9 protein-coding genes are annotated in these 18,938 nt (G+C 36.0%); 3 read left to right on the plus strand and 6 right to left on the minus strand.

Annotated elements, in window-relative coordinates; translation table 11 throughout:
* Positions 1-51 precede the first annotated feature (51 nt).
* The 3 genes from L1I30_RS13700 to L1I30_RS13710 are packed head-to-tail and all read right to left on the minus strand — an operon-like array spanning position 52 to position 2,572.
* Positions 52-1,014, minus strand: coding sequence for an MlaD family protein (locus L1I30_RS13700; RefSeq protein WP_236134869.1), 963 nt, complete (start codon positions 1,012-1,014; stop codon positions 52-54).
* Between the two features lie 8 nt (positions 1,015-1,022).
* Entirely contained in the window at positions 1,023-1,790 is a 768-nt protein-coding gene (locus L1I30_RS13705; RefSeq protein WP_236134870.1) for an ABC transporter ATP-binding protein, read from the minus strand.
* Positions 1,791-1,792: 2 nt separating this feature from the next.
* A complete protein-coding gene (locus tag L1I30_RS13710) occupies positions 1,793-2,572 on the minus strand; it encodes an MlaE family ABC transporter permease (RefSeq protein WP_236134871.1) in 780 nt (259 codons plus the stop codon).
* A gap of 291 nt (positions 2,573-2,863) precedes the next feature.
* On the opposite strand from L1I30_RS13710, the gene L1I30_RS13715 reads away from it, so the two are divergent.
* The gene (locus tag L1I30_RS13715; RefSeq protein WP_236134872.1) at positions 2,864-3,076 is read left to right on the plus strand and encodes a hypothetical protein; all 213 of its coding nucleotides are present in this window, start codon (positions 2,864-2,866) and stop codon (positions 3,074-3,076) included.
* Positions 3,077-3,154: 78 nt separating this feature from the next.
* Here L1I30_RS13715 and tamL read toward each other — a convergent pair whose 3' ends face one another.
* The 3 genes from tamL to L1I30_RS13730 form a co-directional block, all read right to left on the minus strand.
* Positions 3,155-5,455 (minus strand): translocation and assembly module lipoprotein TamL, encoded by a 2,301-nt coding sequence (tamL, locus tag L1I30_RS13720; protein ID WP_236134873.1) that lies wholly within the window; start codon positions 5,453-5,455, stop codon positions 3,155-3,157.
* Between the two features lie 12 nt (positions 5,456-5,467).
* Complete coding sequence (locus L1I30_RS13725; protein ID WP_236134874.1) at positions 5,468-10,429, minus strand: translocation/assembly module TamB domain-containing protein; 4,962 nt, start codon at positions 10,427-10,429, stop codon at positions 5,468-5,470.
* 153 nt (positions 10,430-10,582) lie between these two features.
* Positions 10,583-12,781, minus strand: a complete 2,199-nt coding sequence (locus L1I30_RS13730; protein WP_236134875.1) for a M3 family metallopeptidase — start codon at positions 12,779-12,781, stop codon at positions 10,583-10,585.
* A gap of 240 nt (positions 12,782-13,021) precedes the next feature.
* Here L1I30_RS13730 and L1I30_RS13735 point away from each other — a divergent pair, with 240 nt between their 5' ends.
* Entirely contained in the window at positions 13,022-16,666 is a 3,645-nt protein-coding gene (locus tag L1I30_RS13735; protein WP_236134876.1) for a CheR family methyltransferase, read from the plus strand.
* 3 nt (positions 16,667-16,669) lie between these two features.
* Positions 16,670-18,901 carry an ATP-binding protein gene (locus L1I30_RS13740; RefSeq protein WP_236134877.1) on the plus strand — a complete coding sequence of 744 codons (2,232 nt, stop codon included), beginning with the start codon at positions 16,670-16,672 and terminating at the stop codon, positions 18,899-18,901.
* Positions 18,902-18,938 lie beyond the last annotated feature (37 nt).

Raw genomic sequence — 18,938 nt, forward strand, 5'->3', positions numbered from 1 at the left:
TAGATTTCTGCAAAATTTAAAAGCTGGCTATTGTTGTTTTTGTTCTTTTTTTTATTGTCGTTCCAGTTTTCTAAAGTAACCTCTGAATAAAAAATTATGTTTTAAGGCTTCCATATTCTCGTTGAACTTTATACTTGATTCGTCAATATTCCTAACGGTGTTATTTAAATGATTAGAGAAGGAGGTATCGTTTAAAATGAGATTTAGAGTGCCATCACTGGTGTTTAGCGAATTAGAAAATTGAGTGATATTAGCAGAGATATCTTTTATCTCTGTAGCCGACTGATCTAAGCTTTCAATGATATTGGTTATTTTTCTAGCCGATAAAGAATCATTCAGCAATACATTTACGGCACTTTCTTTATAGTTTAAAGAGGAAACAATTTCGTTTAATTTATTAATGGTCGACAGGGCATTTCTACTCATAACCTGAAGATTAGAAATGCTTTGTTTTATATCTCCTGCCATGGTTTCGTCTTTTAACAGCGCGCCTAACGTACCTTCCCCATTGTTTAAGGAGTTGGTTATTTTAAGCAGATCGGCCGTTAATAAAGCAGCGTTCTCGTTGGTAGTATTTAGTGTGGTAAGCATATCTGCTGTGGCGATCTTGCTTATAGAACGTAAAGTGTCACCTTCTTCTACGGTCGCAGAACCTCCGTTTTCCTCGGGAAGTATATTTAAGATCATACTTCCTACCAAACCATCGGTGTTTATAGTTACAAGAGAATTCTTTTTTATTAGTTGAACAGCTTTATTATCGATAATCATGTCTACACAAATACTGGTATCGCTTACAATGGTTATTGCTTTTACCGTTCCTACATTTACACCGGAGTAGCGAACGTTATTTCCCAGCTGTAAGCCATTTACATTCTTAAACACCGAACTGATTTTTGTGGTGTTGCCAAATAAATTCTGTTTATTACCAATAAAGTAGATAGCCAGCACAAAAATAATGAGTCCAACAACTACGAATATTCCTAACCAAAGGTTGTTTGAAGATCTTTTTTTCATGGTCTATTTTATTTAAAGAATGCCTGCACTTTAGGATCCTTAGAACTGGATAGTTCTTTAAAGGTGCCTTCAGCATAATTAATCCCGTTGAGCAGTAATATCATTCGGTTAGAGATTACCCTGGCACAATCTACATCGTGAGTAATTATGAGAGATGAGGTTTTATATTTTTTCTGTATACTCATCATTAACAAGATTATTTCCTTTGCGGTAATTGGGTCTAAGCCGGTTGTAGGTTCATCGTACAATATTATTTTTGGTTTCAAGATTAGCGCTCGTGCCAGAGCAACCCTGCGTTGCATTCCTCCGGAAAGTTCGGCCGGCATAAGGTCAATGGCACTTGCGAGTCCTACACTTTCTAGTGCTTCCAAAACCAATTCATCTGTATTTTTAAGATCAACTTTATTGGTATGCCTACGCATAGGAAACTCAAGATTTTCTCTTACTGTCATTGAATCGTATAGGGCACTGCCCTGAAAAAGAAACCCTATCTCGGTTCGCAATTCATCCAGTTCTTGTTGTTTCAACTTCAAAATATCATTTCCTAACACCTCTATACTTCCGCTATCAGGTTCCATCAATCCTATAAGGCATTTTATCATAACCGATTTCCCTGAACCGGATTTGCCCATAAGTACAAGATTTTCTCCTTCCATCAATTTTAAATTGAAGCCATTCAGCACCTTGAGATTTCCAAAACTCTTATAAAGATCTTTTATCTCAATCACCGGTCTGGGATCGGGGTTTTGGCTAATATGTTCCTTTGTATTATTCATAACTACTCGTAAAAAATGTCAGATATAAAAACAGCAATGAAATCAATAACAAATAAAAGCATAGAAGTATAAACTACTGCAGCATTGGAAGCCTGCCCAACCCCGGCGGTACCTTTTTTACTATTATAACCTTTGTAGCAGCCTATTAGACCAATTGCAAAACCAAAAAAGAATGTTTTTATAGTGGCGGGAACAATATCACTGAAATTAAGTGAGTCAAAAACCTGATTAAAATAAAGCTGAAATGAAACGCTTCCCTTTATATATTCTACAAGGGCTGAACCTAATAAAGCAATAAAATCACCAAATATTACCAATATGGGTAACATTAAAGTAGTGGCAAGTATTCGGGTAACCACTAAAAATTTAAAGGGATTGGTGCCGGAAACCTCCATGGCATCTATTTGTTCGGTCACTCGCATAGATCCTAGTTCAGCTCCAATTCCCGAACCTATACGGCCGGCACAAATAAGAGCTATAATTACGGGGCCAATTTCCCGCACTATAGATATACTTACCATAGAAGGCATCCATGCTGCGGCACCAAATTCCAGTAGGGTTGGTCTGGACTGCAGCGTGAATACCAGTCCTAAAATAAATCCCGTTACTCCCACAAGTAGTAGGGACCTGTTTCCCATATTATAACATTGCCTTAATAACTCTTTAAATTCAAATGGGAGCGAAAAAACTTCTCTAAAAAACCTTCCGGCAAATTTGGTCACTTCTCCCACTTCTGTGAAAAAAGAAATCATGCCTTTAGTAAATCGAGATGACTTTAGCATATAAACAGTTTAGTAAGTGACTAAAATTAATTTAGATGCAGACCTAAAAAAATGATGTACATCAGTTTTAGAGAGAATAGTGGTGGGGTATAAGTAAATTTAGGTGTTTTTGAATTTATATACCCTGCTTATAATCAAATTTTTAAGAGAGGAATTACAGGGTTTTCATAGAAACTGAAAAATAATTAACAACGAAATCGTTGTATTCAAAAAAATATTTTTTAAAGTTGTTTTTTATGTCAAAAAATCACATACATTTGTTGCTTCAAATAACATAATTCTTTATTTAAAATGAAAAAATCATTTTTCGCTTTTGCTGCAATCGCATTGGTATTAAGCTTTACTTCTTGTAAAGAAAACGCTTCAGAAACTGAAGAAGTGGAAATCATGGAAACTGAAACTCCTGCTGAAGTTATTGAAACTCCAGTTGTAGAAGAAGTTGATTCTACTAGCCAAGATACTTTGAAAGTAGAAGAAAATATGAATGAAACTGCTGTAAACTAATACAGAATTTCTTAAATATTTAAATGGGCCTGTTCTTGAAGATCAGGCCCATTCTCTTTTTAACAAGTTTGAGTAATGTTAGAAGGGATATCCTATGGCTAGATTAAATACCAGGTTCTCCTTTCTCCAGGCACGGTTACCAAAATCTATTTTATCTAACACCCATCTGTTGCCATCAGGTAAATAAGGTTTCCTGATTGGAAATGCCAGGTCTGTTCTTAGTATAAGAAAAGAAAGATCAAACCTTAGCCCTGCACCTGTACCTACAGCCAGTTCTTTTAAAAAATCTTTACTCAGTTTCGCGCCGGGTTTTTCCGGGTCTTCGTTCAATAACCACACATTTCCTGCATCAATAAATAGGGCTCCTTCAACAATACTAAAAAGATCTGTCCTTAGTTCAGTATTCAATTCTAATTTGAGGTCCCCTGTTTGATCTGGTAAAAAAGTCGCTGATTCCACCTCTGGATTATAACTTCCGGGACCAATAGACCTTGCTCTAAAAGCTCTTATGCTGTTAGTTCCTCCTGAAGAAAACTGTTTTATGAAGGGTAGTTTGGTAGAGTTGCCATAAGGAAGTCCCGCACCAATCATAATTCTGCTGGCAAGCTGAGATTTATTACTTAATTTGAAGTAATGCCGGAAGTCACTTTCTAGTTTTACATATTGGCTAAAAGCTACCCCTAATATTTCTGATGGGTTTCCGGATTCAATGTCTGCACCCGTAACGAGTCCTGTGATATTTCCTGCCAAGTCGGCCTTTCCTTGATAATAAAAAGTTGATTTCTTAGCCGTTTCCATTGTATTGGTATACGTGTAAGAGTAGGTGGGGCCAAAGATGAGTTGTTTTTGTGTGACCTCTCCTAACGAAGGATTTTCAGCAATTTGTTCTTTATAAAGATCGGTAATGCTAAACGGACTCACATAAGTAACATCAAAAACATTAAGTTGATGCTCTTTTCTAATATTCTCTTTCCATAGATAACCAAAGGAAGACTTAAAGGAATTTAATCCATATAACTGAGACCTTGTCTGATATTCATAACTAAGCGTAGCCTTGGTTCTTGGTACAAATGCACTGGGAGAATTTATGTTGAAGGGCGTTAAGAGTTTGGGCCAGGTAAGTGCCGCTTCAGCACCAATTTTAAAGATATTATATCCTTGATTTTGTCCTGATGCTTGTATTTCGAAACCTCCGAAACCTTTTATAGTTAGCAGTTCTGCACCTCGTAGGGCATTCCTGTTACTCCAGCTTAAATTTATTTCAGATCCCGCATAATTAGCAGAATTTGTTTTGCCAAGAAGTTCTAAACGGATGGATTTTTTAGGAAGAGGAGTGAGATAGTAATAAGCATCTAAGGTGTTTTCCAAGGAATCGGAAGTCCGAAACTGATTTTTTACAAATTTGAAGGTACCTAAGTTAACAAGCCTGTTCAGAGATTTATTATGATCGGTTCTGTTATAAAGATCCCCTTTCTTAAATCGAAGGGAGCGTTCAAATACCTGAGGTTTATATTTATTTTCGGGATCTACTATGGTGAAATCTTTATATATAGTTGCAGCAGCAGAAGTAGTAGAGAGCGTGTCTTCTGTAATGGAATAATCGGCATAGATGTAAATATTATTAATAGTATAGGTTTGCCGGGCTTTTTGAGGAGTTTCTTCTTTCAGTTTTACATTCAGGTTAACTTGATGTGTCCCCACCGTACTATCTACCTGAATCAATACATAATCAGGATTAAAATAGTAATAACCTTCTTCTTTTAAGTTAGCATCAATACGTTCTCTTTCGGCTTTAATTATGTCCAGATCATATGCTTCTCCCTGTTTAAGAAAGCTTGCAGTGCGGGTATTGTTGATAGCCGCAGTGAGATTGCTGGAGTCTTTCGGAAAAGTAATTTCTTTTATCAAATATTGTATTCCCAGATCTATGTTATATTCAGCAGTTACCTTGCGGTTTCTTTCTGTAGAATCGGCTGTAGTTTTAGCATTAAAGTAGCCTTTATTCTCTGAATAATTTTGAAGTAATGAAGCATTATATTCTAAATCTACCTGACTAAATAATACGGGCGGTTCTCCCATTTTATTCTTCAGCCAATATTTGAAGCCTTTTTCTTTCTTCGGAGTACCAGCAATATTGTAGAAATAAAGCTTGGGACGTAAACCTAAAAACGTAGAATTTGGCCTTGGTCTTAACAAAGTTTCTAATTTTATACGAAGCGCTTTTTCTTTGTTCTTTGAGATGCTATCACTTTCAATATTCACTTTTCCTCCAGTATAAAGAAATTCCCCCTCTGGAAGGTATTTTAGATTACTGCATCCTTGTATCAAGAATGCAAGCATTATCATAAAAATGCCAGATTTACTAAGTGATATCGTCATTTATTGATTTTTTTATTTCTTCTTTTTAGTGAACAGTTCTTTGAATTTGTTATAATCCATAGTAATTATAAAAGCTACACCGGTTTCAATTATTTGTCCTTGTAATGCTACTTCATATTGATTCTTGCGGTATGCGCGAAGCATATATCTTCCATCTTTTGAAAGTTGATAATCTACAGCAATATCTCCTGCGATGTTATTAGCCTGCTGATTCGTTTGCTGCGGACCTTCTAGGCCAAAACTGCTACCAATAGTAACTTTTAATCTATCATTGAGTAATTGTTTTGAAAGTCCAACATTAAGATCGGTCTTATTTTCTAATTGTCCTGTCGTGTAATCTTCTGTAGATTCCAGGTCAAAGTTCAATTCAACCCCATTAATAAGATCAGAAGCCAGATCATTTAATTGTTGGGATAAAATCTTACTCACACTTTGTCTTGCAATTGCACCTGCACCACCTCCCCCTGCTTCACTCGAAAAAGGATCTTCTCCTATAAATCGATTCAATAATAAAAGTGCAAATACCTGCTTGTTCAGCTCAGAAGGTTGCTCTCTGAGTTGAGCCAGCTTGATATTTGTATTATTTATGATCTCGGTAGAAACGTTGTAGTTTCCATCAGGTAATTTTATATCGAAACTTATTTCAGGTTGCAGTAATTCACCCTTCATTTTGAGAAGGGTTTGAAATGGTAATTTTTGTTTATAGGTATTTCTAACCTGAGGAGAAACACTTCCTAGTTGATTATCTAAGAGGTCAATGGGGGCCGTTTGCGTAGTATAAAAAGCAGTAATATTCACTTCTGCAGAAGTCGGTTCTCCAAGAAACAGTAAATAACTTCCTTTTTCGATCTCGAATTTCCTACGGATAAAGTTAAATGACATTTCATAGGCTCCTTCATCAAGTTCGTATCTTCCTGTCAAACTTGTCTTTCCTGATAAGTCGATTCCTGCATTTAGTTCAGCATCTCCTTTTACATTTAAAAAATCTCCGTTTCCTTCATCTATAATAAGGGTAAGTTCTGCTTCTTTATTCACTTTAATATTTACCGATATATCCATTCCTTGCAGTTCTGAAGAATTTAGGTCTTCTTGCAGGCGCTTTATATCGGCTTCCAGTTTACTTTGCTCATCAATGAATTCAACAATTCCTTCTCTATCAGCAATAGAAGGATCTTGTTGTGGAAGAACCACCGTGAGCTTAGTGTCTTTATCTACAGCGATATTTCCAGTAATTACGGGAGCTTCCAGTGCTCCTGTAATTTTAAGATCGGTGTCGAGAAAAAGGTCCCCGTAGTACAGTTCATTATCCTTTGCTGTAGAATTCATCGCCTTGAAATTGGTTGAATTCACCTTAAGATCGAAACCATAACTTAAATAATCGGAAGTAAGCACAGCACCGTTAATGTTCAGCTTATTAGTGTCTTCATCAAAAACTTTAAAATTATTAAGTGTAATTCCCTTTTCATCAAATAGCAAGGCGTCATTTATATTCTGAAAATAGGCATTAAGCTGATTGACCCTAAATCCTATTTCATTGAATTTCAGCTCTCCTAAAATGGCGGGTTTAGAGGTTGTTCCCTGGAGTTTTAGACTGCCGGAGAGATACCCACTGCTTTCAGAAATCCCTCCAAAACTAAACCCCTGGATACTTTTAAGATTTAATTTTTCTATAGCCAGATCCATATTCAGTCCGGTGTCAGCGATATTATAAACTCCCGATAGGTTTACCTGGTTTCCTTTTCCGGTAATACTCACATCGGCATTCAATCTATCAATAACCTCATTATTCACTTTTAGACTTATATTTCCAATAGTATCTTTTTTGAAATTAAAATCGTTAACAGTCAGATTAGAAGTGAATTTAACAGCGCTGGTAAGATCGTGAACTACAACCTGTCCGTTTATTTTTCCACCTGCAAGCAAGGTGTCTTTTGAAACCATTGCACTTATGGTCTCTATGTCGAAATTCTCAAAATCGATATTTAAAGGAGCACTCCCAGATTTTTCGGGAGAATTTATTCGAATGGTGTTCTGATTGTTACTTAGCTCAAAATTATTTGCCCAAACTCCTGTGGGAGCTATTGCAATTGTATTATCGGCTGGGATATTCCAACTCTTATAATTCAACAATAAACTTTCAGGATCTAATGAGAATTGAGTTGAATTCTCTTTGGTGGCCTGCATATTCCCTGCTAAGCGGTAATGAGGTTGATCTTTACTATCATCTATTTCAAGATGATAAGAAATAGTGTTATTTTGAATAGCTCCTGAAAGTGCTGTATTGAATATTTTAAGTTGCGGACTATCTACATCGGCAATATTTAGATCATAGGTCAAAGCTTCATCTTTCGGGATCATGCTAAATGCAGTGTTTGTTACCTGATAATCGAGATACTTGAAGCGTGGCAGTTCTGCATTTATCACTATACTATCTCCAACACTGTTAAATCTACCATTCATTGAAAGAGGCTCCTGAACCATCAATTCGGGAACAAGTTTTTGTAAAATGGGGTCATTCGTTAATACAAGATCAAATGAAAAGCTTTGGGGAGAAATAGTGTCTATTGAAGTAGCTGGTGGATTTATACTGTAATACTTAGAAAAAGATGAAGTAAGTGCAGCCCCCACTTTGGTTAACTGATATTTTCCTTTTAAATGAGCTTTTAGGAACTGAGATCTTAAATTAATAGTGCTGCTATCAGCAGTAGCAGTTGCCGTCAGATTAATAGAATCTAATGGATATATTTTTGAACCGTTGGTCACAATGAATTTACTTAGGATAACTTTTCCATTTAGAAAATCCGGATCTGCTGTAGTTAAATCAGCTTTTAATTCTCCACTAAACCTTAGGGGGTGGTTGTAAAGTTTTAGCGAATCAAGGGCTATATTATTCAAGCTGGCTGTAACTATGGCTTTAGGATATTTCTCTTTGAAACTTCCTGCGGCGCTTACATCGAAATCGATATTTGGATCCTGCATCTTGGCAGAGAGATCGAAATCACCTTGAGTAATTGTCCCATTAAAATTCAGGTCTTTATAGGTATAACTATTATACACCGCTTTTGTGAGAGTACCTGATGCAGATGCTGTAGCCGATTTAGGATTAAAACCGATGCCATTGAACTTAGCCGATAAACTCACTTTACCTATCGAGTCGTTACTGATAAATTTTCCAAGATCTAATTCTTGCATGCTTACACCTCCCCTATATTTTTCGGCATCAACTTTTCTCAAGTCTATACCGGCATCAATATTAGCATTTCCAGAGCTGCTTTTTAACTGAAGTTTTGTATCGAAATTTTTGGTAGTACCTTTAAAATTACCAGTTAACGATAGCGCTTTTGGAAGCTGGATATTTGAAGGAATACTGCCTTTTGGAACAAAGCTATTAAGGTCTTGAGCGCCTGAACTGAAGTTTCTAATATGCAAATTATAAACAGCACTTTCAACATCCGGGAGCCCTTGTATCGTTCCCGCTAATGCTATTTTGGTATTCCCAATTCCTGAAGCTTCAAACTTGGAAATATTTAGTGCACTGAGTTTTCCCTCAACTTTACCGTCTATTTGCAAAATAGCATGAGGATGGCTTACAAAAGGCGGAATTTTGGAAAGATCTGGTGACAGCAATAATATATCGCTAAAGGCCACCTTACTATTTTCTAAGTTTGCATCAACATACAGATCTTCTAGATTTTTCTGAAGACTCGCTAAAGATGGATATTCAATTTGGATACGATCCTTTATAACAGTTTGTGGAGTTTCCAGATAAAGATTCTTTAAATAAGCCGATTTATCCGAGTATAAAAAGTCGGTTCTAAATTCCTTGAGTTGTAAACCGCTTTTCTCCTGAAAGCTAAGGGTTTTGACATTTCCTGAAATGGAATCTAAACTATAATAAATGTTTTTTGCATCGATGTTTAAATTACTAAAATCCAGATTTCCATAATCTAAGCCTGTCGCTATAGGTTTGCTATTTTCATCAACGTACGAAAACGCCATATCCTTCGAATTGATAGTTCCAAGGTTCACTTTCCAATTAGGAGTGGAGGAATTAGTTATGGTATCTTTTCCAACACTTTTAACTTCATCTTTTAGAATACTTATATCTCCACGAAAGCCCTTAAGGTTTACTTTTTCAAGATTGATGAATTCTTTGGTTAAGTCGAGTTCGTTAAATTTCAGATCTAACTTATTAAGAAACAGATCAGCATTCATTTTTGCCTGTTCACTTTTAAAATAAATGCCAATATTTGACAGCGTAATATCACCAAGATCTAATTCTAATGGCTTTTCTGAGGATGAAGTCTGACTGGTATTGACTGAGTTATTTAATATTTCAGTTAACTTTCTTTGTTCCATTTCAAGATACAATCCATCGATATTAATGTCCGGAATTCCAAAGGACATATTATCAAGATCGAATCTATTAATATGTGTATCGAAATGATGTAGTTTAAGGTCGATATAGTTTTTAGAGATCTCGTCCTTGAACCTGAATTTGATCTTGTCAAGATCAATGGTGTTAATTGAAATAGTTGTAGTAGCAGTAGTATCTTGAGGAGGGGGAGAAGCGAAGGCTTTTACAATATAATCGAAATTGAAAACTGAATCCTTATCTCTGCTAATATTTGCAACCGCTCCTTCTAATTCAATAGAATTGATCTCTACGTTGCTGCGTATAAGTTTAAAAAGACTGATATCTATTGCCAAACGATCCCCGGCTACTAGAGTGTCTTTATTCTGATCTTCAAAATAAAATCCTTTTAGAACGATCTTCTTGGGAAGACCAATTTCTAAGCTTTCAATTTTTACAGGAGTTTGGATTTTACCTTCAATAAAAGAAATGGCCTTTTTCTTTACCACATTTTGAACAGCGGGGAATTGAAGGAGAAGAATAATTAGCAAAAGGAGCGCTATTAGGCCTCCTAATATCCATAATATGATTTTTAAGGATTTTTTAAAGATGTGTTTCAAATGCTAACTTTTAGTTTCAAAGATAATATGTTAGCTTTCTAATAATGTTAAATTTAAGCGAAACAAAATCGGCAATTTAAAAAGAAAACGGTCTATTTAAAATTGCGAAATGCACTTTAAATAGACCGTTAAAATGAGATTTATATTTTGATTTTATTCTTCTGTCTTTTCTGTTTGTTGAGTTTCGGGAACTGGAAATCCACGGTCACGCATTAAAGCATCAATGGTAGCATCGCGGCCTCTAAATTTTTTGTATGCCTCTGCCGGATCCATAGAATTTCTTGGTGCGAATAAATATTTCACTAATTTGGCAGCTACCTCTTTATCATAAAACCCGCCCGGAGATTCTGCAAAGGCTTCCGCAGCATCAGAGGTTAACACATCAGCCCATAAATATCCGTAATATCCGGTTGCATAACCTTCTCCTGAGAACACATGTCCAAATTGTGGAGAGCGGTGACGCATTACTATTTCTTCCGGCATATTTAACTCCTTCAAAGATTCTTTTTCAAATTCTCTAGGTTCAATATCCTTAGGATCTGTAGTATGATATTTCATATCCATTAATGCAGAAGCCAGGAACTCGGTAGTAGCAAAACCCTGATTGAAAGTTGAAGCTTTTTTGATCTTGGCTACTAGATCTGCCGGAATTGGTGCTCCTGTTTCATGGTGTAGTAAGAACTGGTTAATCACTTTATCTGTAGACAACCAACGTTCTAATAGTTGTGATTGGAATTCGGTATAATCTCTTACCCCACCATTCAAGGTTGGATATTTAACGTTGGATGATAAGAAGTGAAGAGCATGCCCAAACTCATGGAAGAAGGTATTAGCATCATCCCAGGAAATTAGCGCAGGTTCTCCCGGAGCAGGCTTTACAAAATTGGAATTATTGGAAGCTAATACGGTCTCTTTACCATCGAAGGTAGTATGACTTCTATAAGTTGTGGCCCAGGCACCAGAACGTTTTCCTTTTCTGGCATAAGGATCAAGATACCATAAACCAATATGTTCTCCCGAAGTTTTATCGGTAACTTCCCACACTTTTACATCTTCATGAAAAACAGGAACGCTTCCCTCTTTTACCGGGTTGAAGTTATAATTGAATAATTCTCCGGCAGTAAAAAATAATGCCTGAGTAAGATTATCCAGTTGCAAATATTGTTTTACTTCATCAGAGTCAAGATCATATTTCTCTTTTCTAACTTTTTCAGCATAATATCTATAATCCCAAGGTTTAATAGTAATATCTGCACCTTCAGCATCTGCTAGGTTCTGCATATCTTCTACTTCTTCTTCAACACGTGCAAGGGCTGCAGGCCACACCGCATTCATTAAAGCCATAGCATTCTCCGGATTTTTAGCCATTCTATTTTGCAGTCTCCATTCCGCATAATTCTCATATCCTAGAAGTTCTACCCGCTCATCACGGAGTTTTAGAATCTTAGTGATATTCTCGTTATTATCGAATTCATCATTATTATCTCCTCTGGAATAATAGGTTTTCCAAACTTTCTCCCGTAATTCACGTTCATTCGAGTAGGTAAGGAAAGGATCCATAGAAGATCTGGTATTGGTAATGGCATATTTTCCCGGTTCCCCTCTATCGGTAGCAGCTTTTGCCGCAGCTTTCACAAAAGATTCCGGTAGTCCGCCAAGTTGACCTTTCTCTAAATAAGTAACATAGTTCTCTTCATCGGCAAGAACATTATTAGAGAAAGAAGTATAAAGTTGCGCCAGTTCTTTGTTTATTTCAGCATATCGCTTTTTTGCTTCCGCATCCAGATTAGCACCTTCCATCGCAAAATTTTCATAGATAAGCTGAATTACTCTTTGCTGATCTGCCGGCAATGGCTTTTTTAAGGAAGCATCATAAATTGTTTTGATGCGTTTGAACAGCTTTTCATTTTGAGAAATTTTAGAAGAATATTCAGATATTTTAGGGGAGAGTTCATTTTGAATATCTCTAAATTCGGGAGAAGACATATTGCTACTCCATATACCATAATAAGTAAATGCACGATCCAGCGGCTTTCCAGCTTTTTCCATCGCTACTATTGTATTCTCGAATGTTGCAGGTTTCGTATTATTGGCAATCTTATCTATCTCCATCAAATGCATAGACATACCTTTTTCTATTGCCGGTTGTAATTCTTCAAGAGTCATTTTATCAAAAGCAGGAACTCCTCCGTAGGGACCGGTCCATTTAGACAATAAAGAATTGTCGGTTTGCTTAATATCTGTCATTGCGGTTTGCGATTGTGAGGTACTTTGGGCGTTTAAATTGCTGTATGGTGTGACTCCAAGAGAGAGTATTACAGCGAAGCTTAATGTTTGCTTTTTGTAATTCATTTATGAGAATTTATTAAATTATGTTTTATTTTACTTGATAAACATCAAAAAATGAAAGGTACAAAATGTATCTTTCTTCCGAAGTGAAATTTTTAGAGCTCTTTGTGTTAAAATAAAGAGGGATTATGTTAAAATGCATCCTGCTAATCTTTACTTCAACCGATAAAATTATTATTTTTACGGTTATTTTGAATATGAAATTTGTTTAAGCATTTTTCATTTTTGTTACATTATTTAGATATGATCGATTCCCAACAAGAGGAACTAGCCGCAGGTTCTGAAAAGCTTACTAACTCTTCCAGAATAATTGCCGTGGGAGCTAGTGCCGGTGGATTAGAAGCTTTAAAGTCATTTTTTCAAAATATTCCTGAGGATGATAATAACACTTACGTTGTTATACAACATCTTTCACCGGATTATAGAAGCATGATGGGAGAATTACTGGAAAAATCCACACCACTTCCAATAGAGAAAATTGTAGATGAAATGGAAATACTGCCGGGGAGAATTTATTTGATCCCTCCGGTAAATAATTTGGTGATTGAAAATGGCAGACTACATTTACTCGAGAAGCCTAAAAATCAAAAGCTAAACCTGCCCATAGATATGTTCATGGAATCTTTGGCGGAATATATAGGTGAAAAGGCTATAGCTATAATACTTAGTGGGACCGGAAGTGATGGTACTCGTGGTATTAGAGCCATAAAGGAGCACGACGGATTGGTAATGGTGCAGGAACCGGAGCAAGCAAAATTTGATGGTATGCCACAAAGTGCCATTAATACCGGCTTGGTTGATTATGTGATTCCTGTTGAAGAAATGGGAAAAGAACTTACCAAATACATCAATGCTCCGGTTATTTTACCTTTGAAAGAGGAAGATCTAGAATATAATGAGAAAACCTTAATTAAAATATTAGATCTTGTTGATGATAGCACAGGACATGATTTTAGAGAGTATAAATTTTCTACTTTAGTTAGACGAATTGCTAGAAGAATAAATGTTTGTAACTGCAAATCTCTGGAGGAGTATCTCAATTTTTTAAAATCACATAGAACCGAAATTCCAATACTTTGTAGAGAATTCCTGATAGGGGTCACTAAATTTTTTAGAGATACTCGTGTTTGGGAGATATTAGAGGATACCATTATTCCGAAACTTATTACCGAGGCACAGCCTGAAGAGACATTAAAGATTTGGGATGTGGCCTGTAGCTCTGGAGAGGAGGCATATTCTCTGGCAATGCTCTTGAACGAAGAGATGGAACGCCAGAATAAGAAAGTAAGTGTTAAAATTTTTGCCACCGATATTTCTGATAAGCATTTGAATATTGGAAGCGAGGGAGTTTACGCTGAAAGTATTATTGCTGATATAGAACCTTTATTATTAAATAAATATTTTGTCAGGAAAAGTGAGGGATATCAAATTGTAGACAAATTGCGAGGAATGGTTATTTTCTCTCAACACAATGTTCTTAAGAATCCACCTTTTAGTAGGATGGATATGATCTTCTGTAGAAATCTACTTATTTATTTTCAACCTTCTATTCAAAAGAAAGCTCTTTCGGTACTTCACTATGGATTGAAGTTGAATGGAATTTTAGTTTTAGGAACCAGTGAGAGTGTTAATTCGCATAGAGAGAATTTTGAAGAAATTAGTCGTAAGTGGAAAATCTACCAGAATGTGCATCCCACTAAACGATTAAAATCAGAAACTTTGCACTCGTCAACTAACAGAATGCCTGCTAGCAACCCATCTACTCTAAAAAGGGATTTACCTCCACAAATTAACAACACAAAACAAAAATTTGCCAGAGAGCTAAGTATGGCTATTCTCGAGCAATTTGGTGGAGCTAGCGTTGTTATAGATTCAGAATTTGATATTCTTGATGCTATTGGCGATTTTAAGAAGTATGCCAATTTACCTGATCAGGGTTTTTCTACGAATCTCACAGACATGCTGGATACCGATTTAAAACATATAGTCCAGTCGGCAGTTAGAAAATCTCAAAAGGAAAATAAGCCTGCCAGTTATAAAGATGCTATTTATAACCATAAGGGTACCACTCATAGTTTAGATTTGCTTGTAAAACCATTCAGACAGCATAATCTTGATAATGAAATAACCTTTGTAATCACCTTTATTGAAAAGGATATCAAAGTTAATAATTCAATAGCAATAGAGCCAGTTACCTTATCCAGTCGTACCAAGGAATATATTCAGGAACTGGAAGAAGAATTGAAAAAAACCAAAGAGGAATTGCAAACCTCTTTAGAAGATATAGAAACCAGTAATGAAGAGTTGCAGGCAGCAAATGAGGAGTTACTGGCATCTAATGAGGAACTGCAAAGTACCAATGAGGAATTGCAGAGTGTAAATGAGGAGATTAATACAGTGAATGCAGAGAATATCCAAAAGATGGAAGATCTTGCAGCCTTGAATGCCGATATGAATAACCTACTGGAAAGTACAGATATTGGTACCATCTTTCTGGATGATAATCTTCGAATTAGAAAATTTACGCCTGCAATAAAGAAACACTTCAGTCTTATAAGCTCTGATGTGGGACGACCTATAGATAATTTTACTACCAATTTCGGAGTTAATAGAGGTCGCGGTTTGGTTGCAAGGTGTAAGAAAGCCTTAAAAACCGGGAAAACTATTGAGCGTAATATCGTGTCAAAAGAAGGCCGAAATTATTTACAACGTATATCTCCATTTAATAACTCGGCTAGGGATATTGATGGAGTTGTAATTTCATTTATAGATATTGAATCTCTTCATTTAGCTAAAGAAAGATTGGTGGAAAGTGAGCGTAGGTTCAAATCTTTTTATGAAGACGATCCTGTAATGCATTTTAGTGTCGATCCACAAACCTCACTAATAGTGCATTGTAATGAAAAGGCAGTAGAGAAATTAGAATATACTTCAAAAGAAGAGATTATAGGCAGACCTATTTTCGATCTTTATGAAGATGAAGCACAACTTAAAGCACTGCGGTTAAATAAACTTTTTCAGGAAAAAGGAGAGCTTAGTAATGTAGAGCAGGAAATGGTTACCAATACAGGGAAAATAATTCCTATAATCTTGAACTCTACCGTAGAGCTAGATGAAAATGGAAATATTGTTTCCAACCGACTTACCTGCGTAGATATTTCAGAATTAAAAGTAGCTCAGGAGAAACTAAAAAGACAAAAAGCTGATCTTGAAAGAGTAAATAAAGACCTGGAGCAATTTGTTTCTATTTGTTCCCACGACTTGCAGGAACCTTTGGCCACGATAAAATTTGGTAGTGATATTCTTGGTAAGATCTATGCCAATCAGTTAGATGATAAGGCGAAGGAATATATTTCATATATAGATGAGGCTTCAACACGTTTAGCGAATCAAATTAAGGCATTGCTGGAACATTCCCGTATCGGACGTGACACCAAAAAAACACTGGTAGATACCAAAGAGCTTGTTGAGGTTGTTAAATATGATCTTGGTAAGAGGATACGTGATACAAAGGCCAAGGTGCATGTTGGAGCACTTCCTAAAATAAAAGCATACGAAATAGAATTAAGATTATTATTCCAGAACTTATTAAGCAATGCTTTAAAATACACTTCTAAAGACAGAGTGCCAGAAATTAGAATCTCGGCGTTTAAGGAAGGGGAATTTTGGGTGTTTTCTATTATGGATAACGGAATTGGTATTTCGGAAGAGGATCAAAAGAATATCTTTACTATATTTAATAGGGTGAGAACTCAGGAAAAATATGAAGGAACGGGAGTAGGCTTGGCACATGTTGAAAAAATAGTGCAATTACATAACGGTACAATTTGGGTAGACTCTCAAGTTGGAGTAGGAAGTACCTTCTACTTTAAAATAAAAACCAGATAGAGAATGGGATTACAACCCCGAGTATACCCACAAAAGATTGATGTTACCAATTGCGACAGAGAACCTATTCATATAATAGGAAAATCTCTCGCACACGGGGTAATAGTAGTTTGTGAAGCTAGTTCGTTAAAAATTGTCCAGTGTACGAATAATATTCAGCAACTACTAGGCTTTCCTTTAGACCAGCTTTTAAATAATGAGTTGAACAGCCTGTTGCCAAAAGAAATAGTCGCGGCAATTGAGGCAGAACAGGCTGAAGGAGCAGCTTTTCAATCTCATGAAGTTTTATTTAATGGAAAGAAATTTATTGTTATTCCGCATATTTCCGGTTCCAGTTTATTGCTAGACATTGAACCAGCAGGAGACCATATCAACCCCATTCTATATCAACAGCAACTGTCAAAAATTCTCAATGAGATCAATGCTTCACAAACCGTAAAAGATATAGGGCAACAAGCAGTAGCCCTTGTAAAATACCTTTATGATTACGATAGGGTAATGTTATATCAGTTCGATGAAGATTGGAATGGGGAAGTAGTTGCTGAGGTTAAAAATAAGGATATGAATAGTTGGTTAGGATTACATTATCCGGCTACCGATATTCCAAAACCTGCCAGAGAATCTTTTTTAAAACAGGGAATACGAATTATAAGTGATGTGTATTATGAGGCAGCTCCTTTAGTGCCGCAGATTAATCCTTTCACAAATTTACCCGTCGACCTTTCGAAATCGGAATTAAGAGCTGTTTCTCCTATTCATATCGAGTATTTAAAAAATATGGAGGTAGGAGCATCCCTTACTGCTGCTATTATTCTTAACGGTCAATTATGGGGGTTAATGGCATGTCACCATAATACTCCAAAATTTATAAGCTATCACCAGCGGCAGTCCTGTAAATTTTTAACACAGGTAGTATCCAATCAATTGGCATTAAAGACTGCCAATACTTTTTTAGAAAAAAAGGAAGAGAGTTCAAAGATTAGAAAACGATTGGTGCATCAAATGAACACAAAGAAAAATCTATGTGTTTCACTTATAAAATCTGAAACCAAGTTTACAGATCTTTTGGAATGTGACGGAGGAGCCTTGGTGCGGGATGGTGTTGTTTACCTTTACGGAGAAACTCCTACTAAAACAGAGGTAAAACAAATCGTTGAAGAGGTACTTAATAAAAAAGATGACGTCCTCTTTTCTACCAAACATCTATCTAAAGAGTTGTCTGAGGCATTTGCCTATAAAGATGTTGCTTCCGGATTACTGAGCATTAAACTTGGTAATACCAATAAAGACTACCTCATGTGGTTTAGACCTGAGATCTTAAAAACTGTACATTGGGGGGGGAACCCTGAAAAGAAAGCCGAAATTAAGGATGGAGTTCAATATTTGAGTCCGAGGAAATCATTTGAAAGATGGTCGCAAGAAGTTTCAGGAGTTTCAAAGGCCTGGGAAAAATATGATCTACAAGGGATCAACTACTTCCGTGAAAATTTACTTCATTTCATTCTACAGCAACAACAAGAAGAGATCAAGCAACTTAATAGAGATTTACTAGAGGCAAATAAGGAGTTGGAGACCTTTAGTTACAGTGTTTCCCATGATTTACGAGTACCGCTAAGAGGAATTCATGGGTATGCAAGGATTTTGAAAGAGGATTATTTAGGCCAGCTAAATGAAACGGCTAAGAAAGCTGTCCAAACAATTATAAAATCTGCTGAAGAAATGGAAATTCTTATAGAGGATATTCTTTCTTATTCAGGTGTAGGACAGGGAAAAATTAAGAGATCAAGTATCGGTGTTCAGGAACTAAGTTTACAAATAGTAGATTTTCTAAACGTTGACAAGCATTATCCTAAGAGCACATTTAAAATCGACAAGAATATTCCTAACCTGCATGCCGATAAAAGAATGCTTTATCAGCTTTTAAGTAACCTGATAAGTAATGCTTTCAAATATTCTGATAAAGTAGATACACCTATTATAGAGGTTGGTTTTTTATCTGATAAAAATAAAATCGTATATTTTGTAAAGGATAATGGGGTAGGTTTTAACCCCAAAATGGGCTCTAAAATCTTTGAAGTTTTTACGCGGTTAGTAGATGAAGAATTTGGAGGTTCAGGAATTGGCCTGGCTATTGCTAAGAAAGTGGTAGAAAAACATAATGGAGAAATTTGGTTTGAGAGTGCAGAAGGGAAAGGAGCTACTTTTTATTTCACACTAGATTCTAATATAGAATAATCACCTAAACCAATTAATTCAGAAGATCTCTTCAGGG

Source organism: Gillisia lutea (assembly GCF_021568705.1).
Lineage (GTDB): Bacteria > Bacteroidota > Bacteroidia > Flavobacteriales > Flavobacteriaceae > Gillisia > Gillisia lutea.